20 protein-coding genes are annotated in these 25,454 nt (G+C 38.7%); 5 read left to right on the plus strand and 15 right to left on the minus strand.

The window, feature by feature from the left end; translation table 11 throughout:
• Nucleotides 1–67 precede the first annotated feature (67 nt).
• Nucleotides 68–520: a hypothetical protein gene (locus RCG21_RS00695; protein WP_308912713.1), complete on the plus strand. Its 453-nt coding sequence runs from the start codon at nt 68–70 to the stop codon at nt 518–520.
• Nucleotides 521–630: 110 nt separating this feature from the next.
• On the opposite strand, the gene vanZ-A is transcribed toward RCG21_RS00695, so the two are convergent.
• The gene (gene vanZ-A / locus RCG21_RS00700) at nt 631–1,128 is read right to left on the minus strand and encodes a glycopeptide resistance protein VanZ-A (protein WP_308912714.1); all 498 of its coding nucleotides are present in this window, start codon (nt 1,126–1,128) and stop codon (nt 631–633) included.
• Nucleotides 1,129–1,387: 259 nt separating this feature from the next.
• Nucleotides 1,388–2,170, minus strand: a complete 783-nt coding sequence (locus RCG21_RS00705) for a class I SAM-dependent methyltransferase (protein WP_308914231.1) — start codon at nt 2,168–2,170, stop codon at nt 1,388–1,390.
• Between the two features lie 363 nt (nt 2,171–2,533).
• Between RCG21_RS00705 and RCG21_RS00710 the strand changes: the two genes are divergently transcribed.
• Nucleotides 2,534–3,208, plus strand: coding sequence for a hypothetical protein (locus RCG21_RS00710; protein ID WP_308912715.1), 675 nt, complete (start codon nt 2,534–2,536; stop codon nt 3,206–3,208).
• Between the two features lie 531 nt (nt 3,209–3,739).
• On the opposite strand, the gene RCG21_RS00715 is transcribed toward RCG21_RS00710, so the two are convergent.
• From RCG21_RS00715 to RCG21_RS00775, 13 genes are all read right to left on the minus strand, one after another.
• A complete protein-coding gene (locus RCG21_RS00715; RefSeq protein WP_308912716.1) occupies nt 3,740–5,212 on the minus strand; it encodes a sodium:solute symporter family protein in 1,473 nt (490 codons plus the stop codon).
• Nucleotides 5,209–5,409: a DUF3311 domain-containing protein gene (locus RCG21_RS00720; RefSeq protein ID WP_133333086.1), complete on the minus strand. Its 201-nt coding sequence runs from the start codon at nt 5,407–5,409 to the stop codon at nt 5,209–5,211. Before RCG21_RS00720 ends, RCG21_RS00715 begins: the two co-directional genes overlap by 4 nt.
• 1,312 nt (nt 5,410–6,721) lie before the next feature.
• Nucleotides 6,722–7,684 (minus strand): mannose-6-phosphate isomerase, class I, encoded by a 963-nt coding sequence (gene manA / locus RCG21_RS00725; RefSeq protein ID WP_372512541.1) that lies wholly within the window; start codon nt 7,682–7,684, stop codon nt 6,722–6,724.
• 10 nt (nt 7,685–7,694) lie between these two features.
• Complete coding sequence (locus RCG21_RS00730; protein ID WP_308912718.1) at nt 7,695–8,567, minus strand: ROK family protein; 873 nt, start codon at nt 8,565–8,567, stop codon at nt 7,695–7,697.
• 28 nt (nt 8,568–8,595) lie between these two features.
• Entirely contained in the window at nt 8,596–9,807 is a 1,212-nt protein-coding gene (locus RCG21_RS00735) for an MFS transporter (protein ID WP_308912719.1), read from the minus strand.
• A gap of 48 nt (nt 9,808–9,855) precedes the next feature.
• Nucleotides 9,856–10,848 carry a zinc-dependent alcohol dehydrogenase family protein gene (locus RCG21_RS00740; RefSeq protein ID WP_308912720.1) on the minus strand — a complete coding sequence of 331 codons (993 nt, stop codon included), beginning with the start codon at nt 10,846–10,848 and terminating at the stop codon, nt 9,856–9,858.
• A gap of 5 nt (nt 10,849–10,853) precedes the next feature.
• Nucleotides 10,854–13,376 (minus strand): beta-mannosidase, encoded by a 2,523-nt coding sequence (locus RCG21_RS00745; protein WP_308912721.1) that lies wholly within the window; start codon nt 13,374–13,376, stop codon nt 10,854–10,856.
• A 72-nt stretch (nt 13,377–13,448) separates the two neighbouring features.
• Nucleotides 13,449–14,516, minus strand: coding sequence for a BtaManbiosPhlase (locus RCG21_RS00750; protein ID WP_308912722.1), 1,068 nt, complete (start codon nt 14,514–14,516; stop codon nt 13,449–13,451).
• Nucleotides 14,517–14,646: 130 nt separating this feature from the next.
• The gene (locus RCG21_RS00755) at nt 14,647–15,591 is read right to left on the minus strand and encodes an MTP-1 family protein (RefSeq protein WP_308912723.1); all 945 of its coding nucleotides are present in this window, start codon (nt 15,589–15,591) and stop codon (nt 14,647–14,649) included.
• A complete protein-coding gene (locus RCG21_RS00760) occupies nt 15,588–17,183 on the minus strand; it encodes an alpha-glucosidase (RefSeq protein WP_308912724.1) in 1,596 nt (531 codons plus the stop codon). Before RCG21_RS00760 ends, RCG21_RS00755 begins: the two co-directional genes overlap by 4 nt.
• A 20-nt stretch (nt 17,184–17,203) precedes the next feature.
• Complete coding sequence (locus RCG21_RS00765) at nt 17,204–18,034, minus strand: carbohydrate ABC transporter permease (RefSeq protein ID WP_308912725.1); 831 nt, start codon at nt 18,032–18,034, stop codon at nt 17,204–17,206.
• The gene (locus RCG21_RS00770) at nt 18,021–18,899 is read right to left on the minus strand and encodes a carbohydrate ABC transporter permease (RefSeq protein WP_308912726.1); all 879 of its coding nucleotides are present in this window, start codon (nt 18,897–18,899) and stop codon (nt 18,021–18,023) included. The genes RCG21_RS00765 and RCG21_RS00770 overlap by 14 nt, the downstream gene beginning before the upstream one ends.
• Nucleotides 18,899–20,224, minus strand: coding sequence for an extracellular solute-binding protein (locus tag RCG21_RS00775; protein ID WP_308912727.1), 1,326 nt, complete (start codon nt 20,222–20,224; stop codon nt 18,899–18,901). The genes RCG21_RS00770 and RCG21_RS00775 overlap by 1 nt, the downstream gene beginning before the upstream one ends.
• 459 nt (nt 20,225–20,683) lie before the next feature.
• On the opposite strand from RCG21_RS00775, the gene RCG21_RS00780 reads away from it, so the two are divergent.
• The 3 genes from RCG21_RS00780 to RCG21_RS00790 all read left to right on the plus strand — a co-directional run bounded on the left by RCG21_RS00780 (nt 20,684) and on the right by RCG21_RS00790 (nt 25,225).
• Nucleotides 20,684–21,703, plus strand: coding sequence for a LacI family DNA-binding transcriptional regulator (locus RCG21_RS00780; protein WP_308912728.1), 1,020 nt, complete (start codon nt 20,684–20,686; stop codon nt 21,701–21,703).
• Between the two features lie 339 nt (nt 21,704–22,042).
• Complete coding sequence (locus RCG21_RS00785; protein ID WP_308912729.1) at nt 22,043–23,821, plus strand: carbohydrate-binding protein; 1,779 nt, start codon at nt 22,043–22,045, stop codon at nt 23,819–23,821.
• 435 nt (nt 23,822–24,256) lie between these two features.
• The gene (locus RCG21_RS00790) at nt 24,257–25,225 is read left to right on the plus strand and encodes an LCP family protein (RefSeq protein WP_308912730.1); all 969 of its coding nucleotides are present in this window, start codon (nt 24,257–24,259) and stop codon (nt 25,223–25,225) included.
• Nucleotides 25,226–25,454: the final 229 nt, after the last annotated feature.

Raw genomic sequence — 25,454 nt, forward strand, 5'->3', positions numbered from 1 at the left:
AGCCTATATTGAGCCCTTTTAAACATAAGCGCACGGATGAAAAGATCGAATAACGAGGTGTTGTCACATGCTTGTGAAGGATCTATACCAGGATTGTATACTTTATGAGGAATCCTCATTGGCCCATTACCTCTATCATTTGTTAGCGGAGAAAAAAATCTCATTAGAGAGCGACTCTACCAAAATAGACTTAAACCATGCGGATCATCAGAAAGTAGCGCAAATGATTGAAAACAATGTATTAGGATTTCATAAGGTGGGCATCTACTCCCTAAAGATGAACGAGAAGGCTTTTGCCTTTATCTATGCGAGCAGCCAGAAAGAGGCCATCCAATACTATATCCAATCATTTCATAAACCTCCATTGAACTGTCATGAATATCCGCTAGATTTGCAGCTTACTAGAGGAAATGGTGTCCTAACCTTTCGGGATATGAAAAAGGAATTTAAAAGTTTTCCTGCTATAGCGGGATATTTTGTGAGAGGGCGAATCCCACAAGATCCACAGGGACGGTTCTAACAGGGGACAATCGGAAGTTTTGCGCGCAAAAAGGCACAACTAGTAGATTTTTAGCCAGTTGCGCCTTTGATTTTTCTTATGCCTTAATATCTGTTCGCAAAGTAAATAAACTAAGAATATTTAATTCTTAAATGGGTACGGTAATAGAGCAATAATAGGAGCAAAAGTATACCAACAACAATAATCACTCTGTCTAATTTTTTATTATGAATATACTTATTGCATAAACCATATAATTTCAGTCCAAGAAGGCCTCCAACAGCATTTGTAATTACATCTGTTATGTCTGTCGCACCAATAGCGAAGATAAATTGAATGAATTCAAAAGTAAGGCTCAAAACCAGTATCAAAGCAAACTTAGGTAAAAATCCAATTTTTTTGAAATTGACATTCAAAAGCAAGCCAAGAGGAATAAAGATTATAACATTATCGATCATCTCTCTGAAACTTCCATTTACGATTGAAGGAGCTGCAAATGGAATCAAGTTAAGACTTCTATGTTGATAATTAAATACTGACAAAATATTGTATTGTAATTTGAATAACACTAACCAGATTAGTATCACTAAATACAAAACTAGCAATCCTCTAGATACTATTTTCCCCATATAATCTCCTCTAATTTATTTGTTTAAGTGTATAAAAAGTATACCCGATTTCCTAGTTAACATGGGGTTTATGTTAAAAGCTGGTGTTACCCCAAATGGTGCTGGTACATAATGTTGTTCATTCATTTCGTTTTTTTCATTCCGCAAATCCTTACCTCCTTGAGATGCCTATGTGTTAATCCGGGAAACACTGTCACAATTACCCCATCCATATTGTTGCCTGTTATGACCCCGAAATCACAACCAAATTAGGAAATTCTTATTTCCTTCCACTCAAAATCATTGCATTTCCTAATACTTTTTTGTTCAATAAAAGCTTAGGCAATTTCATTACTTTATCAAGTTTGCAGCTATTCAATTCAGATACCCCATGTTTCTTTAAGATATTTAAGAGCTCTTTTTCATCTCCAAATATTTTTTCATCCATAAACAAATCTAAGAAGACAAATTCACCACCAGGTTTTAACACTCTTAATGCCTCTTTTATTACTTCGGTTTTATTTCTTCGATCTTTTACTTCATGAAAGGTTAGACAACTTACAATTCGATCAAATTCATCTTCATGGAAAGGGAGATCTGCAGCACTTGCTTTCAGAAAATCAATCCTTTCCGATACCCCTTCTATTACAGCATTCTGGTGGCATTGAGCTTTCGAATATTCCCAATTCCCGCCCCAATAATCAATTCCAGTTAAAAAGGAATTAGGAAAGGTCTTTGCCAGTTTAATAATCAGTGAACCACTGCCGGTTCCTATATCTAGTATTTTTCCTTTTCCATCCCAATTCACCTTGGCAACCATTAAATCATGTATTTTTGACTGATAATTCCCCCCAAATGCTGCGAATTGATAAACAGAATAAGAAAGGATAAATGCTATATAAATAAAAGGCAACGCTAAAATCCCTGACAGGACTCGCAGATATAAATGAACAGGTAATAATGTTACCCAGAGAAAAATGAGTGAAATAACCAAAAAAATAAGTAGTTTGTAAATTCGAATCCAAGTTTGATATCTAGCTTTTGTTTTCAAGTTATCAGCCATCCCAAAGTAATCTATTTTTTGCTTGTTATCATTATAACGTGCTTGGGGGTCTGACCCCATAGCCCATTCTTTTAAATACGGGCTTGTAGACCTAGTTATTTAACCAGCCACAAAAAGTAATTTGGAACTAAGTTTTTATATAAAAGAGCCTTAAGCAGGGGTCTGACCCTAAAGTTGTAAGAGGAATATCTAACTAAAAATTTTTAAAAAATAGTGCTAATAGACTAGAAGTACGTTAGAATATTTCTAGGGATTATTTAAAAGCAATTGTTGTATAAATATCTAACATCTTACAAAGCAAATAATATGTATTCATGAGTTTATGCTCATGAAACGACACACCAACAAATCGGAGGACTACAAATGCGGAAGTTTACAAAGCTTGGAACAACATTAGCTATTACTGGAGCTGTATCACTTTCATTCACTCTAGGGGCAATGGCTGCAACAAAGGTGTCACTTTTCTACAATGGGAAACAAAAGAGCACTAGTATAAAAGTCATTAATAATAATGCATATGTCCCATTAAAAGATGCAGTATCTTGGTTCAATGGAAAGGTTACATACGATAAAAAGAACAATAAATATACCGTAACATCAAAAGATTATAAGCCCGCTACACCAACCTCTAAGAAGTCGTACACTGTAAACCTTAACAAAACGTCAGGAGCTATGAAACTTCATATCAGCAAGGTAACAATTGATTCAAAGTATAAAGAAGATGAATACTCAACACCAATCAAGGCTATTATCTTGGATGTTAAAGTCACCAATACATCAACTAAAAAATTACGATGGCATTTAGATAATGGATTGTACGCCTTAAATACTGGTGAGCAAATTGATAGTTCTTATTCCTCTGATGTAGACGATAATTTCTTATTGGGCGGCGTAACAAAGAGCGGAAAGGTAGTTCTCGAAGTAAAGAGTAGTAACTTAGATTCGATTAACTCGATCAAGTTTGATTTGGACCCTGCATACGATGCGGATTATAATGATATAGGGACAGAACAAACATTCGATTTGAAATTCCGATAAATAAACAAAAGGAGAAAATAAATAGATTTTAATAGGAATCTTAGACTATTTGCTTAATTTCTTTATTAGATCTCTGTACTGGTCTGGAGCCATGTAATCTCATCATATCCTTTTCTAGTATGCTAGATTTAATACTTGTGCCCATTGCTAACAGCGATAATTGCAACGGCTGCCGGTGGTTATTTCTACAATGGGCCCAAGCATTCCGTCCAAGCTCTATTCTGCTATCATGTAGAGAATTTTACTTGTTATATTTTTTTATTGAATTGATAATTAATTTTTAGGATTCTTCTATTTAACACTTTTAAGGTTTTATTTTAGTGGAGGTCTGCCCCTGGAACAAACAAAAACATAGAAACAAATGAGTAAAACTAAAATTGACCAATCCTAATTCGGATTGGTCAATTTTTAGTTTTATATAGGCTACTCAAAACTTTCATAGCCTGTCGGTCACCGCAGACATAAGATGACCGATACTCAACGTCATCCTAGAAACAACTCGTCAAAGCCCCTGTTACACATACTCGAGGATCAAATAGTCTGTGATTTATCTTTCACAGTTACCATTGCTTGAGATATTATACTCACGATTACCATTGAAATAGCATTAATCACCAAAGCAATAAAACCGATATTTAAATCCTGAATGAATGACGGCATGAACGGAAATAGTGTAGCCATTGATGTTTTGGTGATTGTTACGTATGCAACGATACCTACACCTACAATAATTCCAGTAAATGCACCATGCTTGGTTACAACACTATTTTTAAAGAAAGCGGCAACTAATGGCGGGAAAAACTGTGTAGCTAAATTAAATGCCATTAGGGAAAGTGTGACAAGTGAATTCCCCTTATCTAAAGCAAAATATAAACCAATCGCCGATAACACTGGGACCAATAACTTGGTTTTTATTAATAACTTTTCATCCGTTGTATTAGGAAAAAATACTGTATACACATTTTTCGTAAGGATTGTTGCACCAGTCATCAATAGGACGGAACCAGGTACTAAAGCGGTTAATAATCCTGCGGCTCCGATTAGTCCGACAAACCACGGATCAAACGTTTTAGTAACAAGTTTCAGTAAAGCTAGATCGCCGGCAGCTCCTTCTAACCCTGGAATTTGCAACACGGCGGTGAACCCGACAAAGAGAATAAATAGGAGCATAAGCGTGTACAATGGTGTAATGACAGCATTTCTGCGTAGAGCATTTCCGCTCTTTGCTGAGTAAATTGGGCCAAATGTATGAGGAAACATATAATAGCCAATAACAGTTAAAAAAACTGTTGAAATATACCAGGTAAGATTTAACCCTTTTTCAGGAAAAGTGAAAAAGTCTGGCTTCGCTTCTGAAACAGCTTGAAACATGGGATGAATACCCCCATAGTAATGAAAAGGCATATAAATTCCGATAAAAACAACTAGAGATAAGACTAAAATGTCCTTCATAACAGCTGTCCATGCCGATCCATGTATACCTGAAATCATCACATAGATCGTCACGGAAATAACGCTAATCCAAATCGCCAAATCTGGAGAGATCTTTCCATAGGAGGTTGCAGAAACAATAATTCCCAACCCTTTAAACTGAAGGACAATATACGCAATAGTTGGCAGCATCCCGACTAAAGCTACGAGAACACCCAACGATTTACTCTTATACTTTGAAACAAATAAGTCAGGATGTGAAACTAGATTATGCTTTTTTCCGTACTGCCAAATTTTCGGAAGTATAAAATAGGCTAGAATATACGCAAGGGATAAATAAGCAAGAATGTAATACGAAGGCGCCCCCTTAGAATATGCCCACCCACTTGCGCCAAGAAAGGTAAACGTTGTAAAGCTTTCGCCGGCTCCCAGAAAAAAGGTGAAGATTGTACCGAATCCTCTTCCCCCAACTGCCCACTCTTCCAGATTCATATTTTTCCCTTTTCTCGCCTTAATTCCAAGATAAAGGGAGATTAGTAAGCATCCAAATATCATAATTAGTGCAACATTCATTCCGCATCTCCCCCTTTATTTGCCAAATCAAATCTAAAAATAACTGCTAATATAAACGATGTTATGACTACCCATAATACAATCCAAAAAAGGATAAATGGCATCCCCAGAACATATGGGGTCATTCTGTTAAAAAGGATTGATCCACCCAGCATACCTATAAACGGAATCAAAGCCAACCAATGATAATTTTTCATCCAATATACCTCCTCCTGCCATGAACCAATTGCGCCAATCTTTTGTGCTTGGCTCGTCATCGCAATTAATAGTCTCTTGTACACCATGTCCAATACTTACTGTTACTGCACCCGGAGAACCGTCAATATATTTATTACCTTCAAGATCATAGATATAAATCCCTCTCCATATAGGGCAATAGAATATATACCTCCTAATACCGGTTAAATTAGGTATTCACGTTTCTCCATATGTATTAATCCCTCTTTCTAAACTATCAAAATGTATTGCCAAATATTAGAATAATTAAATTGTATTATACATTTAGAATTTCCACTATTATACAGAAGAATAAAAAAATAGACTCTCTTTTATCCACCATGTATAAGAGGCTCGAAAAATATTTATATTAAAAACGAAAAAGGAGTTTAATAAATCGAGAGGAGGAATTGACTTACTTTGGAGATTCGTATGTATGGGGCGTTACAACTCCTATTATGGAACAAACAAAATTGATTGCTGGTAAAAGGGGGATAAATCGGGGGTAGCTTTTAATTCTGGCTGTAAAAATCGTCAGAGATTTCATAGGTTTTAATGGAAGCGGAAAATGAACTAACACCGGGTACATCCATTAATAATAAAATAAGAAAAAGCGGACATGTCTGGATGCCCGCTCTTCCTTCAATAAATATACCAGATGGATTCTATAATTCTTAGTTAAACTATTCTTCTAATAATACAAAACAAGGAGTAAAAAATGCTCCCCCCGCAATGTAAAGTAAAAGAATCCCCGCTAATGAAGCAGGGATTCTTTTACTTTGCCGCTTTAAACTTTAACTGAGTGGGGGTCTGACCCCGAGATTTTTAATAAACTTTTATTTTCACATTGGGATTTGTCGAAAACATTTGCTACCTCCCTGCCAAGCTTCTACTTTTTTTACTTCTAATATTTGTTATAGTAAGGAAAACAAAATAAGTAGGTATAAAGACATCTTATTAGTTAACATAAAAGACTAAAAATTCTGCTAATAATCCTATTGTTAATGGAAGCGTTATCATTTATAGTTTAATAAACACAATTGAAAATCAAAAATAGTAATCTACAACTTCAAAGGGAGTGGATTAAAATGGAAAGACAAGACAACTTCTTGACTGGTTTATTTTGGGGTACATCTCTTAGTGTTCCATTGTGGATTGCATTTTTTGGTTGGGTCAAAATCATGGTTGGTTTATTCGTAAAATAGAAAATTTCATCTTCAATAGGATTTATATAATAGGCTCGACAAAATTCGGGTGGTGCCAGGCACCACCCGAATTTTGTTGAATACCACATTAAGTATGTGAAACAATCAATTCACATTGACCCTCTAGTTCAAATTCTCCAAATCCAACCGGTACGATGAAATGGGTTCCTTTTTTCAAAGGATATTGTTCTCCATTATGAATTAATGTACCATCTCCCTTAATCACACTTAGGAGCAGATATTTGTCTGTAAAGGAAAAAGTAGTTTGACCGCTAATTTCCCATTTGTATACTGAGAAGAACTCTGATTCCACGAATGAGGTAATCTTCGCATTCTCGCGCTCTTCGATTTTTGGAGTTGTCACAGCATTTTGATGTGGGACCGTGGTAACTTCTATTGCTTCATCCAAATGCAGGTCGCGTAGATTCCCTTCTGCATCCCTGCGGTCATAATCATATACCCGGTACGTTGTATCAGAGCTTTGTTGTGTTTCCAAAACAAGCGTACCTTCACATAATGCATGAATCGTCCCGCTTGGCACATAGAAAAAGTCACCAGGCTTGATTTTGACTCTTCGCAATAAATCATTCCATTCGCCCTTTTCAATCATTCCAACTAATTCTTCTCTTGATTGGGCATTATGACCGAAAATCATGTCGGCATCTTCTTTGCAGTCGATAATATACCAGCACTCTGTTTTCCCCAGTTCCCCATTTTCATTTACCATTGCATAGGAATCATCAGGGTGAACTTGAACGGATAAATCCATGTTCGCATCTAATATCTTCGTTAAAAGAGGAAAAACTTCCTCCTTTGGATTCCCAAATAATTCAGGATGTTCACGCCATAGCTCGTTCAAAGCCAGACCAGCATACGGTCCATTTTCTATAATAGAAGGTCCATTCTGATGAGCGGAAATCGCCCAGCATTCCCCCGTGTGATCGTTTGGAATCTGATAGCCAAATTCCTCTTTTAAGGCAGTGCCTCCCCAAATTCGTTCTTTAAAAACAGGTTTTAAAAATAATGGTTTCACATTTATACCTCCAGCCATTCTCTAACTTTTAACGTTGATGTTCTTCTTGAAGTGCCTGATGTGCAAGCAAGAGGGAGCCAGTAATTCCCGCGGCATCCCCTAAACCGGGACGAACGATATAATCACATAACTCCGGTAATCCCACATATTCATTCAGGAAATCCGGCAAGTACTGATAAATAGAAGAAAAGACTTGTTTTTGATTCATTACTCCACCACCAAGAATAATCTTTTTCGGAGAGAGAATCAAAATATATTGCATAAGAGCTTGGGCAAGATAATACCCCTCTAACTCCCATACCTCTGACCGATCAACTAAGTCATTCCCCTTAGAACCCCAGCGTTCTTCAATAGCCGGTCCTGCAGCAAGACCTTCTAAGCAGTCCTTATGGTATGGACATTTTCCTTGATATACATCCTGGTGATGCCTTCTAATAAGAATATGCCCCATCTCAGGATGGGAAAGCCCCTGTAGAAGCCTCCCTTGTACAACCGCACCTGCCCCAATTCCTGTACCAACTGTAATATACAAGCAGCTATCTAAGCCCTTTGCAGCTCCAAAAGTGCTCTCTCCTAACGCAGCAGCATTTACATCCGTATTAAATCCAACAGGAATCGAAAATTCATCCTTAATAGCTTGGACAAACGGAAAATCCCTCCAACCGCTTTTTGGTGTGGATGTAATAAACCCGTAAGTAGGGCTATCTTTATTCACATCAATTGGACCAAATGAACCGATCCCAATGGCCTTTACAGGATGCTTTTTAAAAAACTCAATAACCGCGGCCATCGTTTCTTCCGGAACAGTTGTCGGAATCTGGATTCGTTCAACGATCTTCCCCGATTCATCCCCAACAGCACAAACAAATTTAGTTCCGCCTGCTTCAATTGCACCTAACATATAAATTCCTCCTTACTACGAAATCTGATTACAGCCGGTTGGTGGCAGGTACCACATTGACCTTCTTTAGGAACGGTATCATGATGACATAAACAATTGGAAATAGACTGAAGGATATCATAAGAAGTTGCTCAATATCGAAATACTTTTTCATGGTTAGAAAAAGAAATACGCCAATGATTCTTCCAACCCCAAGAGGAACTTCTCGAATGATGATATAATCCAAACGCCTTTTCTTATATTCAGGATCCTTTTCAATCGATTCATAAATCATGGCATTCATCGAGGTAGTGATCATATTCATGGAAACCGGCTGAATGATGGCAAAAATAATGAGCGAGATTAAAATTGGAAGAGCCGAAAGCAATAAGGAGCTTAAGAATATACTAACGGCACCAATAGCAAAAATGGTGATGCGATAATCTGGATTCGAGAACTTTGCAAGTACTGCGAAAGCAATTATCGAAACAATTTCTGCAGCTGTATTAAAGACCCCTAAACTTAATTCTCCCCCCGCTACCTTAAACGTCATCATCGTAATCAAAAAAGTTGTATAAACACCTGACACAATTCCATCAGCAAACATAACCTTGTACATTTTCTTCCATTCTTGTGATGGAGAGCGGATAACATCCCAAAAATAACTTTTCGTTGCAACCGGGTTCCCCTTCACTTTTAGAGACACCAAAAACGAAATAAAAAAGAAAACACATGTTGCAATAAAAACAATATAATACCCCGTCATCCCTTTAAATTGAGAAATTAGGATGCCAGCTAGGAGCGGTCCTATTACTCCTCCAATGGTAAGCAAGATTCCTTGAATATATAAAAACTGGTCGCGCTTATCATTCGTTGTTAAATCCAAGACAGCCATATGCACTCCTACATAATATAAACTCATGGCTAACCCCGTCAAACTGCCTAATAGAATGATATGCTCACCTAATGTATCATGGAAGATAAGCATAATTAAATAAGTTAACAGATAACAAACAAATCCTAGACGCATGGTAATCATCGGGCTTGTCTTCCTTGCAATCCATGCACAGAGCCCGAAGCAAAAAATAATAGAAATCGACCAATACAAACTATAATGGGCAAGGAGTGAATAAGTTTTATCTAGTTTCCATAGAAAAACACTTTGAAACACACCTGATAACGCCCCGCCAAATGAAAAAAAGCAATTCATCAACAAGTAAAACTTCAATTCTGTTGAAAAAGATTTAAATATAGAAAACATTAGATTCTCCCTTTGAAAAAGTAGCCGGCACAAGGCCGACAACTTTATTTAGTGAATCAGGATTCCCTTTGAAACGTTAAGTTGAGGATAATTAGCCATTACCTCCGGAAGCTCTTCCATTTTAAATCGATGGGTAATAAGTGACTGAACATCGACGGTTTTTTTGGAAATTAGTGAAATCGCTTCATCATGAGTATACGGATTAATAAATGAACCCTTAATGGTAAGCTCCTTTGAAAAAATTTCAAATGGAGACACGGAAATCCTTGTTTCAGGTGCCGCTACTCCAAAAAGTAAAACCTGACCACCTTTTCCCGCCGACTTAACTGCAAGTTCCATACTCTCAGGTCTGCCAACACATTCAATGACTACATCCACATGAAGATCAATCGCATCAACAGGATGGACTACCTTGTCCGCACCAAACTTATAAAGAAGCTCTCTTTTATTTTCAGCTGGTTCACTCATCGTAATAGATTGAACATTTTGCCCCTTCACCAATTGCAAAAACAATTGTCCAATAAAGCCGCCACCAATAATTAACACATTACTTAAGGGCGACAAGGTAATCTTTTTAAAACCATGCAACACACAACCCAGAGGCTCGACAAGTGCAGCTTCTTCAAAAGTCATCCCATCCGGAATTCTGTAGCAGTTCACTGATGGTACGGTACAGAACTCTGCCATGCCGCCATTTCTTGTTACACCAACCGCCTGAAGCTGGGTGCAAAGATGAGCACGGTTACTGCGGCAATATTCGCACACTCCACAATAGATATTTGGATCAATCGAAACACGGTCACCGATTTGAACATTGGTAACATCCGCTCCGATTTCCACCACTTCTCCGGCCAATTCGTGACCCAGAATAATTGGCGGTTGAACTTCAGCTGAACCAGGATGACCATGATAAATATGCTGATCTGTTCCGCATATTCCGCAGCTTTTCACTTTTACAATGACCTCTCCACTTGAAAGTGAGCCATTTGGCCAATCCAATACATCCATTTTCTTGATTCCTTGTAAAACTGCTGCTTTCATCTTGCTCACCCCTCTTCTAAAATGGTCTTTACACTATTAATCGCTTTAACTCTTAACGTATTCCAAGGAATTGCCTTCCCTTGAGCCTGCTCCACGTTAATGGTCTTCGATTCTCCTGCTAACAAATCGAAGAAATTATCCTCCATCACCAGCTGCTCTAGATCCATTTCAATCGTGATCATTCGCGCCTGCGAACTAGCAGAAATGGTCAACTCGTTCGTCTGGTGATTAATTGAAACTTTTAATTCCGTCTCTCCCAAATTCAAATCTTTTTGATCACGGAAGTAATAAATATTTTCATAGTTTAATTGATTTTTAGAGCGGATCACCATAACAGCCTCTTCTGGCAAGAGTCCCCCTAGTACGTCTTTTTCCAAGACTACATCCACCTGTTTCGAAACATTGGATTCAATCCCAACGGTCCATTCCTTCGAAAACGCTCTTTTTCCATTAAAGTCCATCACAACCAATTCAATTTCGTCCTGGTAAGGCTCTAATCGATCATTCACAACCCAAATGCCCATATCCTCTCCTGGCGTATGATCAAGCGTTAAAAGAATCGGACGGTAGAATTTCCGTGCATAATGATAGGACGCCTTTGGCAACAAGTAATAATCAATCACAGACCAACTGGTACCCGGCCAGCAGTCATTTAACTGCCAAAACAATGCCCCGCTTGTATGAGGCTTATTACGCCTGTAATGCTCAATACCATATTTCAAGCCCTCGGCCTGAGTTAACATGGAAAAAGAAATATACTCCTCTAAATCCTTTGGAGCCCCTGTATATCCTTCCATTAACAGAATCCCTTTTGGATGGTGGATATCCTTGTTACGGTACGCCATTTCTTCACTGCCCCAGAAAAATTGATCTTTAGAGATATTCCGTTCTAAAGTATATCGATTAGAAGAGGCGTGCATACCAAACTCACTTGCAAAAAGAGTAGTATCAATTTTAAAATTTTTAAAGGACAGACCTTCAATACTGTAATTCACTCTTTGCGGTTCGCCAAACGTTCTTGGCTCAATATTTCCATGCCACACCTGCCAATTATGGGTGTCACCCACTTCTCTTGAGTTATGATCATTTCCGCCGAAAGGTGAACTTGGCCAGAACAATCTTGTTGGATCAAGTTCTTCTAACAATTCCGGCATCAATTCGTGATAGATTTTTTCACCGTAGAATGGATGCGTGATTTCACCCGATGAATAAAGCGCCTCATACAGCCAATCATTCTCATTGTTGCCGCACCAGATCGCCAAGCAAGGATGATTCCGCAGCCGTTTTACCACCTGATCAATTTCATTCCGAACATTTACCATAAAGTTTTTATTATAATCAGGATAAAGCGCGCACGAAAACATAAAATCCTGCCAGACTAATATCCCTAGTCGATTACATTCTTCATAAAAGACGTCTTTTTCATAGATGCCGCCGCCCCAAACGCGCAGCATATTCATATTCGCATCCTTAGACATCTTGATTAAATGCTTGTACCGGGAATCCGGTACCGCTCCGATGAAACTATCAATCGGAATCCAATTTGCACCTTTGGCAAAAAGCTTTTCTCCGTTTAATACAAACGTAAAAGAAGGATTTCCCGCTTCGTCCGTCTGCTGCACTTCAATCGTGCGAATTCCTAAGCTTTCACGGGATTCATCAATCTTCTCACCATTGGCAAGCAATTCAACCTTTAATTGATACAAATACGGCTCTCCTACATCATGGGTCCACCATAACTTCGGGTTCGGTACCTCTAAAATGACCGTTGCTTTTCTACCATTAACCTTTGCATTAGCTAAAAAACTCTCATCACCATGCGTTAAGCTCGCCTGAATCTCATAATCTTTTTCTTTCATATACTTAGTAATTTCAACATCCACTTCGACAATCGCTTTTTCAGAAGAAATGGATAATGTCTTCGCAAAAACATGATCAATCTTGGCAATGGTTATTTTCTTTAAATGAACATCCTTCCAAATCCCCGCTGCAACTAAGCGCGGACCCCAATCCCAGCCGTAATGGCTTTGTGCTTTTCGTGTCCAGATTCGTTTTTTACTAAACCCGGACCAATAATATTGAACCTTCTCCTTCACATGCACATGAACGGGGTCAAATTTAACGGCTAAAGTATTTTTTCCTTGCTTCAGCTCCCGTGTCACTTCAAAGGTATGGCTGATAAACATATTATCAGTTGAGCCGAGCTCAACTCCGTTCAGATAAACGGTAGCAAAGGTATCCAGTCCTTCAAAATCTAACTCATAGCGGACACCGTTGGAAAGTTCTTCATTGAATTCAAACGTATTCCGATACCACCAAACCTTTTCTTCCACCCACTGGCATTTCAGATCATTATGACCGAAAAAGGGATCCTCAATTAGATTCCGTTCTATTAAGGTAGAATGAACATCACTAGGGACTTTGGTGGTCATCCAAAAATAATCAATATATTCAGGAGAAGCTACTTCAAGGTCTCGAGCAGCCCCAACATCAAAATGTCGCAGTTTCCAGTTTTGATTTAACAACATTGCCATGTCACCTGCCTTGTTTTTTCAGATAAAAGGCCAAAATCGGGGAAACTGATTTTGGCACTAAAAAAATTATTCAAAATATGTCAAAGAATCAAGGATTTCTCGTACGCTTAACTCTGCACAAGCCATAGATGTATCGGCCACTCCATAAAACATTTTGACCACATCACCTTCAACAACTGCTCCGCAGGAAAAGACAACATTTCCAAAGAATCCTTCTACTTCATAATCAGCTTCCGGCTCTAGAATTGGTTTATCAGAGCGGGCAATGACCTTTGTAGGATCCTCTAAATCTAGTAAAACCGCACCCATACAATAGCGGTGGTCCTTAGATGCTCCGTGGTAAAGCTCAAGCCAGCCTTTTTCCGTTTTAAACGGAACTGCTCCTCCACCCATGCGTGCGCTATCCCACATACCCGAACGTAAACCTAATAAATGCTTGTGATTTCCCCAGTGTAAGAGATTGGTAGATTCCGCAATCCACATTTCTGGCTCCCCCGTACTTTTCGGAACAGGGCGGTGGATTGCATAATATTTTTCGTTAATTTTTTCTGGAAAAATTAACACGTCCTTGTTTTCCGGCGCAAAAATCATCCCATGATGCTCAATCGTCACAAAATCCTTTGTGGAAACCAGGGACTCTCCAACCCCAACAGGTGACACGGCGCTAAAATAGATATAGTAGGTATCCTCTATTTTGGTAATGCGCGGGTCTTCAATTCCAAACGTTTCAAGCTTATTAGACGGATAGACAAATGGCTTTTCATCAATTGAGAAATTGTGGCCGCCATCCTTGCTTCTGGCAATCCGTAAATAGGATAAAGAAGTTAAATAGGCAAACCCTTGGTTTTCACCATTCATCCGAATTACACGTGGATCAGAAAAATCATAGGCCGGATCGTCTAAACGAAACTCTAAAATCTCCAATTCATTTGTTTCCGGCTGATAAATTGGCGCTTTGATAATTTGAGGATTTTCGCTAATCGGACGCTCTGCCACACGAAGCAGCATGATAATTTCATTATTATAAGTGGTAACGCCTGCATTAAACGCACCAATTACTTCAAAATCTGGGCGATGCGGCGAAACATGCGCTGGAGTAACTAACGGGTTCTCTTCATATCGATATACGTTCATTTTTATAGACTCCTTTTAATAAAAATATTGGTTAATGATCATTTTATCTGCGAAAAATCATGATTTATCTGCGTAAAATCATTTTTATCTGCGTTACTCACTTATTTATCTGCGTAACGAAAAAGCATGATTATTTTTCAAACTTCAAAAACGGGTCCACAATCCTAATCTTCTGCGCATCCGCATCACTAATCCCTGCATAAACATCAGCAGTGCCGTCACCATTCCGAACCAATCCGCCGCTAAACACGACATCCACCAAATCCGGACGCTTCGAAGGTCCCGGCAAGAATTGACTTCTCGTCGCAATTAACTCGATATCGGAAAACTCACCGGTATCAGGATTCAGCGCAAATACCATTGGATAATAATGACGATTACCTTCCTCATCAAATGAAGCAATATGCCCTAACACACCGACTAAGCCGTTTGACAACAAATGCGGCTCGTTGGCACCGCCCCATTGTTCATCTATAAATTGACCTTCCAGCAACGGAGCTCCATTAATCACATCAATCGTTAATTCAGCTAAAGAGGAAATACGTGTCCAACCAATTTTCCCTCTGCCGCCTTTCTCCCCTTGCGGCCTTGTTAACACTCCAATACTTCCATCCTTAAGCTCAACAAGTCGAAGATCCTTCATCCCGTCTGGACCCTTAGCAAATTCGCGTAGATCGGCAATCGACTTCCCTTTATAAAAAACCGTCCGCCAGCCAAGTGCTTCCTCAAGTGTTGGATGTGGAAAAGTTTGTACACCACCCAAGACTAGCTCGCCCGCAATTCTTGTAAAAAAAGGATCCTGCAAAGCAAATACCGGTGCACCTTCTCTCGGAACCCACTCGCCATTTCGCTCAACAAAGAAAAATACTTCCGATTGTTCACTGTCACGTGATTCAACCCGGCCCGCAATCACCTTTTTACCTTGATCCTCAAACGGAGCGGTAATATTATAAACATCCTTTTCACCAATGCCAGCAAATACAATTTTCTCGGCATTTGCCGGTAGGGCTCTTGAAGAAAGTTCCTCTAACAGTTGTTCACAGGTCTTAACATTCCCTTTCGTTAAAACGGTCATCTTGATAAAACCTCCTTTATAATCAACGCCTCATTTTCAAAAACTGTAATCCCTTCACCCAGTTCAAGATCATTCCGCTTAGTAGACAACAAAAACTCCAAGTTCTCTCCCAAACCGTCAACCACTCTCACCACGTCCGAAAAATTCAACAACACAATTACCTTTTCAATCCCATCGGTTCGACCAAAGGAAATCATTCCATCCTCATACCGAAGAAATTCATAATCTCCTACTTGTAAGGAAGCATGTTCCCCCCGTAGCCCAAGCAAGCTTTTATAAAAAGAAAGCATCGAATCTGGATCATCTAACTGATCCGCGACATTGACCTCAAGAGCATCATCCGGAACCGTAATCCACGGTGGAACATCAGAAAACCCAACAAATTCACTCTCATCCCACTGCATCGGAGTACGTGACTTATCACGGCTCTTTTCATTGGCGACCCGCAATGCTTCCTCAGAAGTTTTGCCCGATTCCAATGCCAGCTTATAACCCATTAACCCTTGAACATCCTTCATTTTGTTGATATCATCGGTCACCCAATCCCTCATGCCAATTTCATCACCAAAGTAGATAAACGGAACGCCCTTAGCTGTTAGCATCAGGGCAGCCACTAACTTAGCCCTGTCCAAATCACCGCCAAATCTAGAAATAAACCGCGACATATCATGACTGGAAAAGAATAGAGTGGGAATCTGATCCTCCCGATACGCCTCCTCCGTAGCCACTAACCCGCGGAAAATCCGCTCACTGTCAAACGTTTCAACACTGCCAATATTAAAATTGAACACGACATCCAAAGACTCAAGCCCCGAATAGCGTTTTAAAATCTCGAGGTCCTCGGAACCTACCTCGCCAACAAGGAATTTATCAGGATATTGATGCACAAACGCTGCAATCTCTTCAATAGTCGTTAAAATTCCTTCTTGGTCTTTATCGTATAAGTGAGTTTGTTCCTCACCTACATACGGATTATCTTGATAAGAATCATTCACCTTTAAAAAGTTGATTACATCCAGACGGAAGCCGTCTACTTCCTTTTCCAGCCAAAACTTCATGACGTCAAACATCGCCTTTTTCACTTCAGGATTGGTCCAATTTAAATCGACCTGTTCCTTAGCAAAAGCATGGTAATAATATTGCCCCGTCGTCTCGTCATATTCCCAGGCAGAGCCGCCAAAGAACGATTCCCAATTATTTGGCTCATTCCTCCATAAATACCAATCCCGTTTCGGATGATCCTTGGATGACTTAGACTCTTGAAACCATGGATGCGCAGAAGAAGTGTGGTTCAACACTAAATCAGCAATCACCCTAATCCCCCGCTGATGAGCCTCTTTAATAAAAACCTCAAAATCAGCCATCGTGCCATAATCCGAATCAATTTCATAATAATCCGCGATATCATAGCCATTATCGACCTTGGGAGATGGATAAAAGGGAGTAAGCCACAAGCCATTGACTCCCAGGTCTTTTAAATAATCAAGCTTGGAGGAAATTCCGGCAAAGTCACCGATTCCATCCCCATTTCCATCCTTAAAGCTCGGCATATAAATTTCATAAAAAACGGATTGTTTCCACCACTTCGTCATTTATAAAGGCTCCACTTCTGTTATTTAAGAGTAAACTGCATTCCCTCTTGGAACTTTTTCGCAAATAGCAAGAAGATGATAATAATTGGTAGTGTTAGTAATACAGATGCCGCATACATCGGACCTGGATATCCGCCATATGGACCGAACATTTGCGACAAGAGAACATTCAGTGTGAGCATATTATCGCTTTTTACCACCAACATATCCCATAAAAGCTCTGTCCATCTTTCCATGAACAAGAACAAGAAGATAACCGTTGTAATCGATTTAGACATCGGCATGACGATTTTGAACATAATTTGCAGATCACTAGCCCCGTCCAATTTCGCCGCTTCAATAAATGTATCCGGTATTGCCTTGAAGAAGTTTGTATACATAAATACTGCCCATAAACTAACGGCCTTCGGCAAAATCATTCCCCAGTAAGAGTCATACATTCCAATGCGTTGAATGACTAGGAACGTTGGAATTAATAGAATGATCGCCGGGAAGAACATTTGAAAAAGAATGACGTTGTTGATTGTATCCCTACCTTTAAACTGGATTTTCGCTAACGCATAGGCCACCATAATCCCAGTGGCCATCATCAAAAGTGTAGATACAGCTGAAACGACAAAGCTATTAAAAAATGCATGTAGCCAAGGTCTTGGAATAACCGCTTCTCCCCCAGCTAACAACCAGTGATACGATTTCATTGTGAAATGAGTCGGAAACAGTTTTTTATCCACTTGATCCCAATCAGCAAAAGAATTCAAGACCATATAAATATAAGGAAAAATCATAATCAATAAGAGAACAATGGCAATCAGGTAACGAAACCACAATCCTTTATTCTTAGCTCCAGCCATTTCGTTTCCCCCACAATTCTAAAAGTTTTCGGATAATGAAAATGGAAATAAACGTGACAACGGAAGCGATAATCGCAATAGCAGAAGCATAGCCTGCTTGAAGATTTGAAAATGCACGTGTAAAAATCTCCATTTGCCATGTATTGGTTGCAAAGTCTGGTCCGCCGCCTGTTAATTGATACACTTCGGTGAAGATCCCGAAGGTAACTCCAATCGCTAAGATTAACACCGTAAATAATGCAGGGTATAAGAGTGGAAAGGTAATTTTCCAAAAACGCTGCCATGGGTTAACTCCATCAATTAGCGCCGCTTCATAGACTTCTTTACTAATGCTTTCAAAACCGGATGTTAAAATCAGGGCATAGTATCCAGTGAACTTCCATGCAATAATCAGCGCCACGACGAACAGTGCGGCAAAAGGTGTACCGAGCCAGTCAATATCCAAGCCAAGAGACTTTCGCAAAAATTCATTCACCGGACTGTTGTAGGATAAAATCCCTTTTACGATCAGCGATGATACAACACCGGAAGCTAAATACGGCAGGAAGAAGCCGATTAAAAACACGCCTTTAAATTTTGGCAATCCATGAATGATTAGAGCCACAATAATCGATGAAGCCACAACCATTGGCACAAATAAAGCCATAAATTTAAACGCAACGAAAAATGCACTTTGCACACCCGGACTTTTAAAGGCTGCGGCATAATTTGCAATTCCTACAAAACTAAACGTCGGTGCAATTAAATTCCAATCTGTAAACGATAAAAACAGGGACCACACAAGTGGGATGAGAAAAAATACGACCGCATATATAAGATAAGGACTGGCAAATAGCCAGCCCAACCTTCCTTGCTTTGTGCTCATTATTTAAGAGCCCCCTCAATTGCCTTTTGCATATCTTCCCATCCAGCTTTCGGATCTTTCTCACCTTTTACAACTGGATTGAAAGCTTGTTGACCAATTAAGGTCTGAATATCATTGTATTTTGCGTTATCCATTGGCGGAATCGCATTTGGAACGGCTGCAGCATATGGTTGTAATGCTGGGTTTTTATCAAAGAACGCTTTAAAGGCATCATTTGTTGTTAAATCATCACGAGCAGGTGGCAAGCTTGTTTTTTCAAGCCATTTCACATCATTATCAGGATTTGAATACACCCATTGAATGAATTTCATTGCTGCTTGCTGTTGTTCTTTTGTTGCAGAAGCGTAAATGACAAGACCTTTTGTATCAGCAAATGTCTTAACATTTGTTGTATCCATACCATCCGGAACTGGCGGCGTAGTTAATGTATACGTTTCGTTAAATTTCATATTAGGATATTTATCTGCCCAGTATGGAATCGTCCATGGACCAACATCAATGAATACCCCTAATCCAGATTCAAATGGATCTTTTGCTTGTCTTGTTAATAAAGCTTTTTCCTTATTAAGATCGTTCATTAAACCAAGTACTTTTTCTCCGGCTTGTTGGTCACCTGTGAATTTCGTTCCTTCGACAAACTTGTTACCATTGGAAGCCGCATCATAGAGCATGAAGAAGTCAAACCATCTTTTCCATGCAGTTGGGTCAGCAAGGTCTGCTTTCGCCCAAACATATTTATCCGGATATTTTTCTTTTAATTTCTTTGCTACATCTAACATTTCGCTATAGGTTTTTGGCGGCTCATTAAAGCCTAGCTTTTTCAAAATATCGATTCTCCAGCCAAATAACATCGCATTGGAGTAGATTGGCAGTACATACTGATGACCGTCAGCAAACTCCCAGCCCTTCATCGTGTTTTCCATATGACGTTCTTGTTTTACTTTATCCCAACCATCTAATGTGTCTAAAGGTACCAATGCTTTACTATCAGACAATTGGGCCGCAAAACCGCGGTTAATATTTTCCGACATCGTTGGAGCACTTTTCCCTGCAATGGCTGATTGAATACTTGCCTCTGATGTTGGACTTTCCTTCATTGGACTTACATTCACTTTGATTTTAGGATTTTCTTTCGTAAACTCCGAAGCTACTTCCTTCCAATACACTTGCTGTGTTGGGTTTGGTGCAGCCCAGAAATCAATGGTTGTTACCCCATCCTTTGAACTTGCCGTTTTTGTATCGGTGTTTCCAGTAGAGCAAGCTGCCAGTCCGCCAAGAGTAAGGGAAGCTGCAAACAATACAGACGCCACTTTTTTAATTTTCATCCTAACCCCTCCGATTATTAAATATCATTACCAAATTTAGCAATTTGATCTGAAAAAATGTTGTTTTCATTCAAACTAGTAATCTAATAAAAACTGAAATCCAATGATCCGCGAAAAAATGATTGGCAGCGCTATCATTGTCTTTTAAAAAAAAGTAAAATAAAAAGTGTAATGAACTTTAAAAATGGAATATGTGCCAAAATCCCTCACTTCTAAAACGATTTTATCATTACAAATAATTCTGTAATGCAATAACCAACATTACAATTACATTATTACACCGTGATTTTGTAATGTCAAACATAATTTTAAGAAAAATTTACAAAAACAAAACAAAATTTCCCTAATTAATCTTTTAATATAATGTTGAATTATCCATTTTGTAACGTTACAATATAATTACAAAATAAATTATGTAAATTGACTTGATCGTGATCAATAAAGGGAGAACATTTAGATATGAATAAAAAAGTGTCCATGCAGGATATCGCAGACCACCTAAATATATCGAAAAATTCGGTTTCTCAAGCATTGTCTGGGAAACCAGGAGTAAGTGAGGAAACAAGGCGTCTTGTTCAAATGACAGCTGAGGAACTTGGCTATCGCTATTCAACAACAAGGAAACAAAATCAACTTGATCAAAAGAACCCTAGAAATATTGCCTTAATCGCTTCGGAATACGCCTTTTCCCTCAAAAGCTTTTTCGGTGAAATTTACTTAAGCGTTGAAAAAGAAGTAAGAGAACGAGGAATGAATTTATTTATTGAATCCATTAATCAGGAAGCAAAAGAGAAACTGCAGCTTCCCTCCTTGCTAGCCAATCATGAGATGGATGGAATTTTAATTTTATCTCATATCAGCACAGATTATATTGCAAAAATAATCGACACGGGTATTCCTACCGTATTAATTGACCATCACTCCCCCTATCTGCAGGCAGATTCGATTTTAACGAATAATCGATTTGGTGCTTATACGGCAGTTGAACATTTAATCCAGTTTGGGCATCGTGACATCGCCTTTGTCGGCAATGTGGACATTTCTCCTAGCTACCAGGAACGATTAGAAGGCTATCTACTCGCTTTAAAAAGATATAGAATTGAACCAAATCCGGAGTTTATTTTTGCAAATGCCCAGGAAGATCAAGAGGGAATCCATCATATTTTCGACAGCCTGTCGACTAAGCCTTCAGGATGGTTTACTGTAAATGACGGACTTGGCTTCCTTGTCACATCAGGATTACAGCAAAAGGGCTTTAAAGTGCCAGAAGATGCCTCTGTCTGCAGCTTTGATAATGGGCAGCTATCCCAAATTGCCATCCCAAAAATAACCACGATGGATATCGATTTAAATTACTATGGCAGCAAAGCAGTTGAGCAGCTTTGCTGGCGGATGGAGAATAAAGCTGAACCAGTTCATGAAATCCTATTGCCAACCAAGTTAATTGTGAGAGAATCGACTTCAAATAAAAAAGAGTAATTTGAGTTCGATAAAAAAGCCCGCTTTTAAGAAAAAGCAGGCTTTTTTTATTGGTCTTCCCACCCTCACCAACTCTATTTTGCCCTCAAAATAGTTTGAAAATTCAAAAAAGTGATTTGACTTTTTAAATATACAAGAATTATAATGTTTTTTGTTAACATATGGTAACGTTACAAAGTCTCTTTATGTAATGAAACATCCCTTTTTGTTAACGCTTGCAATCATTTTTGAAAGGAGGATGGATCTGACACTCCCTCTCAGTTAGTACATCATGTGATTCGACACAAAGGGCCACAAGAAATCAATGAGTTAAATTCATTTTATTTAGGAGTGGTTTTTTTGAAGAAAATCAAGATTTTACTTTCTCTTATTCTTTTATTATCTTTTGTATCTCCAGTTTCTGCTAAGGAAACACAAAATCCAGGAATCAACATCAATTTATCTCATCTCAATTTTCTTAATGAAGAAGTCACGATTGATGGAAAAGACATGCTCTTCACCCATATTTATTCTGAATATCCTAACTATCAATGGGTAGATGCATCGGGAGAAGGAATTGCATGTGTAGATGATGTCGCCCATGCCACAATCGTCTATTTAAATGACTATGTACAGACAAAAAATAAGGATTCTCTTGAAAAAGCAAGAAACGCTCTCAACTTTGTCATGTACATGCAGGCTGAGGATGGGGAGTTCTATAACTTCATCAACAAGGATCTGTCGATTAATAAGACGGGTTCTACCAGCAAAAAATCATTTGACTGGTGGGCAGCAAGAGGAACCTGGGCATTAGGATATGGATATAAAGTATTCAGCAAAGCCGATCCAGCATTTGCAAAAGAATTAAACAATAGCTTTTTACTTGCAAACAAAGCTCTTCAAAAGAAATTAAACGAAAAATACGGAGAATATACAACGATTCATGGATATCAGGTTCCTGCCTGGATTGATGGATTCGATGCGATGTCCAATGCCTTATTGGGACTATCAGAATATTATTCTATCAACCATAACCCTGTCGTAAAAGATTCTATGATCAAGATTGGGGAAGGGTTAACAAAGTTTCAGTTCGGTAGTTTTGATGAATATCCATACAGTGCACATCTTGATTGGGGCGGATCACTAACACTATGGCATGCCTGGGGAAGCTCACAAACCTTCGCATTAGCGAAAGCGGGTAATGTTTTACATAAACCAAAATGGATTCAATCCGCTAAAAAAGAGGCAGATTATCTGTTTACTCATATTCTTGTTACGGGCATGATAAAAGAAATGGCTCCGACCATGGCAAAGGATGAACAAATTGCTTATGGAGTCGATATGCTTGTACAAGGATTTTCTGAACTTTCAAAGGTGACCCATAATAAAACCTATGCAAAATATGCAGGTTTAGCCGCATCCTGGTTTACCGGAAACAATGATGCACAATTTGTGATGTATGATCCAAACACCGGCAGAGGCTATGATGGCATTAACGGGGTGACGAAAAAAGTGAATATGAATTCCGGTGCGGAATCCACGATTGAAGCTTTAATGGCTTTACAATCCATCCGTAACCTCCCAGATGCACAAAAATATTTATATGCAAAAACAACCAAGCGACATACAAACTCTGTGCTAGAAGCAGAGCAGTTCTCAACGTCTAATGGCAATCCGCAAATCATAAAACCAGAAAGCACATGGACGGGTGACGCATCCTATAGCGGCGACATCGTAGGATTGGTTCCTGGGGACAGTCTCCAAACAACATATAATAGCAATAAAAAAGAAGATGTTATTTTATATGCTGCAGTTGAAAAGAAACATCTCCCTCAAGGTGACCTTTTCGTAGATGTATATGTAAATAACAATCTGGTTGGAAGTTCTAATGTTGCCGATTCACCTGACACAGACTATTTAACACTTGTGAAGGTTGGAAAATTTGCTGAACTGAATGCAGGCAGTAATACAATCACTGTTTCAATACGCGGCAGAAAAAGCACAACAGTACACTTAGACAATATTATTGTTCAGCCTGCAGTAGAATCCGTACTCTTTCAAACAGAGAATAATAGGATTAAACTAGAGCGGGACTTTATTCATAAGAAAAATTTTGTTAAAGAATATAAAGAAAAATAATATATTTTTTCTATTTCTTCAAGCTCACTTATATTTTTATAGGTGAGCTTTCTTTATATAGCATCATTAAAGATAGCTCTTAGCCATTCTTCTTAATATCTGTCGTAAAAGGACAATCCTCGAGCAAATTTTTCTTTAAACAAACGTTTGATTAGAATCACTAAAACCTTTGATATATAAAGATTTCTACCATTATTTCCATAAAAAAGTTGTCGAACCTTGCAGGGGATTAATGAAAGTTTAATTTGTGATTTATGTTTTTTTAAAATATTCTACTTATAATACCCTAATAGGCAATGGAAAGAAGGTAGACGGTTTAATGCCAAATTACTTTTTTAAAGGCTTATTCTGGGGTTGTTTGATCAGCATACCGCTTTGGGTTTGTTTTATATATTTTATAGTTTCCTAATCTAGTCCTATACAATGGAGGAAATCATGGAGAAAAAACGTAAAAGTAAACGAAAAATCGTTGGTTTTAGTATTTTGGGTGTTATGGTGATTGCGATTGCAGCCCTTGCTATTGGGTATCAACAATTGCAGCCCAAAAATCATTTCAAAAATGTCCCCGTGGTTAGTTCAGCTAATACCAATCAAACCGTAAAACCGCCAAAAAACGGTGTGTTTAACGTGTTATTAATAGGATCTGACCAGAGAAAGGGGGATAAAGCCGGTCACTCTGACTCGATGATGCTCGTCCATGTCGATTTACAAAAGAATCAATACCATGCAGTCAGTATTCCGCGTGATACACGGGTTCATTTAGATGGCTATGGCTACACAAAACTGACAAGTGTCCAATATATCATGCAGGCGACAAAAGGAAAAAAAGCAGGCGTAGAGGCGGCCGTCAAAGCAGTTGGAGAACTTACTGGGGTTCCGATTAACTACTATGTAGAAACCAATTATTGGGGTTTCCAATCGATGGTGGACGCTATAGGCGGCATTGATATGCATGTTCCTTTCAATGTGACCTTAACCCATCCATGGTATAAAGAAAATAAAAATAAAGTGATCCAAGCCGGCACTCATCGTTTCGATGGAAAAATGGTGACAGAGGTAGTGCACGAACGCTATTCACTAAAAAATGGAGAATATGGCCGCCAACAATTGCAAGAAGAGGCGATGAAGGGAATTGCAAAAAAGGCGTTAGATCCAAGTAATCTAACAAAACTGCCTTCATTGATCCAATCAATCCCGGATTTTGTTGTAGCAACCAATATGTCGACATCCGATATGCTAAGCCTTGGTCTATCGGTAAAAGACTTTAATCCCAACAAACAATTGACGTACTACCAATTACACGGTGTAGGTCAAACCATGTACGATGATATCCTAAAAGCAAACAACGCAGAGATTGTTTTGGATTCGCAGCAAATAAAAGGAATAATGTCCAAGTACTTTTAACGGGGAAAAAATCGCAAAGTGACATGAATCATCATTGTCACTTTGCGATTTTTTTAATTCGACAAATTTCAGCGGTGCCTGTCACTGTTCGGCTTTGATGTATAATCGAGTAAGAGTTTGTATCTCTTTTTGATTGAGATTGAAAGGAGTTCGTGATAGAGATTAAAGCTGTTTTCTTCGATTTGGATGATACGTTGCATGATCATCAGGTCCCTTTTGCCAATGCCCT

This window comes from Bacillus salipaludis (assembly GCF_030938565.1).
Classification (GTDB): Bacteria; Bacillota; Bacilli; order Bacillales; family Cytobacillaceae; genus Neobacillus; species Neobacillus salipaludis_A.

Coding starts and splice junctions, on each gene's coding strand:
- RCG21_RS00695 (WP_308912713.1), top strand. CDS start 68: ATGCTTGTGAAGGATCTATACCAGGATTGTATACTTTATGAGGAATCC.
- vanZ-A (WP_308912714.1), bottom strand. CDS start 1,128: ATGGGGAAAATAGTATCTAGAGGATTGCTAGTTTTGTATTTAGTGATA.
- RCG21_RS00705 (WP_308914231.1), bottom strand. CDS start 2,170: ATGGCTGATAACTTGAAAACAAAAGCTAGATATCAAACTTGGATTCGA.
- RCG21_RS00710 (WP_308912715.1), top strand. CDS start 2,534: ATGCGGAAGTTTACAAAGCTTGGAACAACATTAGCTATTACTGGAGCT.
- RCG21_RS00715 (WP_308912716.1), bottom strand. CDS start 5,212: ATGAATGTTGCACTAATTATGATATTTGGATGCTTACTAATCTCCCTT.
- RCG21_RS00720 (WP_133333086.1), bottom strand. CDS start 5,409: ATGAAAAATTATCATTGGTTGGCTTTGATTCCGTTTATAGGTATGCTG.
- manA (WP_372512541.1), bottom strand. CDS start 7,684: ATGGCTGGAGGTATAAATGTGAAACCATTATTTTTAAAACCTGTTTTT.
- RCG21_RS00730 (WP_308912718.1), bottom strand. CDS start 8,567: ATGTTAGGTGCAATTGAAGCAGGCGGAACTAAATTTGTTTGTGCTGTT.
- RCG21_RS00735 (WP_308912719.1), bottom strand. CDS start 9,807: ATGTTTTCTATATTTAAATCTTTTTCAACAGAATTGAAGTTTTACTTG.
- RCG21_RS00740 (WP_308912720.1), bottom strand. CDS start 10,848: ATGAAAGCAGCAGTTTTACAAGGAATCAAGAAAATGGATGTATTGGAT.
- RCG21_RS00745 (WP_308912721.1), bottom strand. CDS start 13,376: ATGTTGTTAAATCAAAACTGGAAACTGCGACATTTTGATGTTGGGGCT.
- RCG21_RS00750 (WP_308912722.1), bottom strand. CDS start 14,516: ATGAACGTATATCGATATGAAGAGAACCCGTTAGTTACTCCAGCGCAT.
- RCG21_RS00755 (WP_308912723.1), bottom strand. CDS start 15,591: ATGACCGTTTTAACGAAAGGGAATGTTAAGACCTGTGAACAACTGTTA.
- RCG21_RS00760 (WP_308912724.1), bottom strand. CDS start 17,183: ATGACGAAGTGGTGGAAACAATCCGTTTTTTATGAAATTTATATGCCG.
- RCG21_RS00765 (WP_308912725.1), bottom strand. CDS start 18,034: ATGGCTGGAGCTAAGAATAAAGGATTGTGGTTTCGTTACCTGATTGCC.
- RCG21_RS00770 (WP_308912726.1), bottom strand. CDS start 18,899: ATGAGCACAAAGCAAGGAAGGTTGGGCTGGCTATTTGCCAGTCCTTAT.
- RCG21_RS00775 (WP_308912727.1), bottom strand. CDS start 20,224: ATGAAAATTAAAAAAGTGGCGTCTGTATTGTTTGCAGCTTCCCTTACT.
- RCG21_RS00780 (WP_308912728.1), top strand. CDS start 20,684: ATGAATAAAAAAGTGTCCATGCAGGATATCGCAGACCACCTAAATATA.
- RCG21_RS00790 (WP_308912730.1), top strand. CDS start 24,257: ATGGAGAAAAAACGTAAAAGTAAACGAAAAATCGTTGGTTTTAGTATT.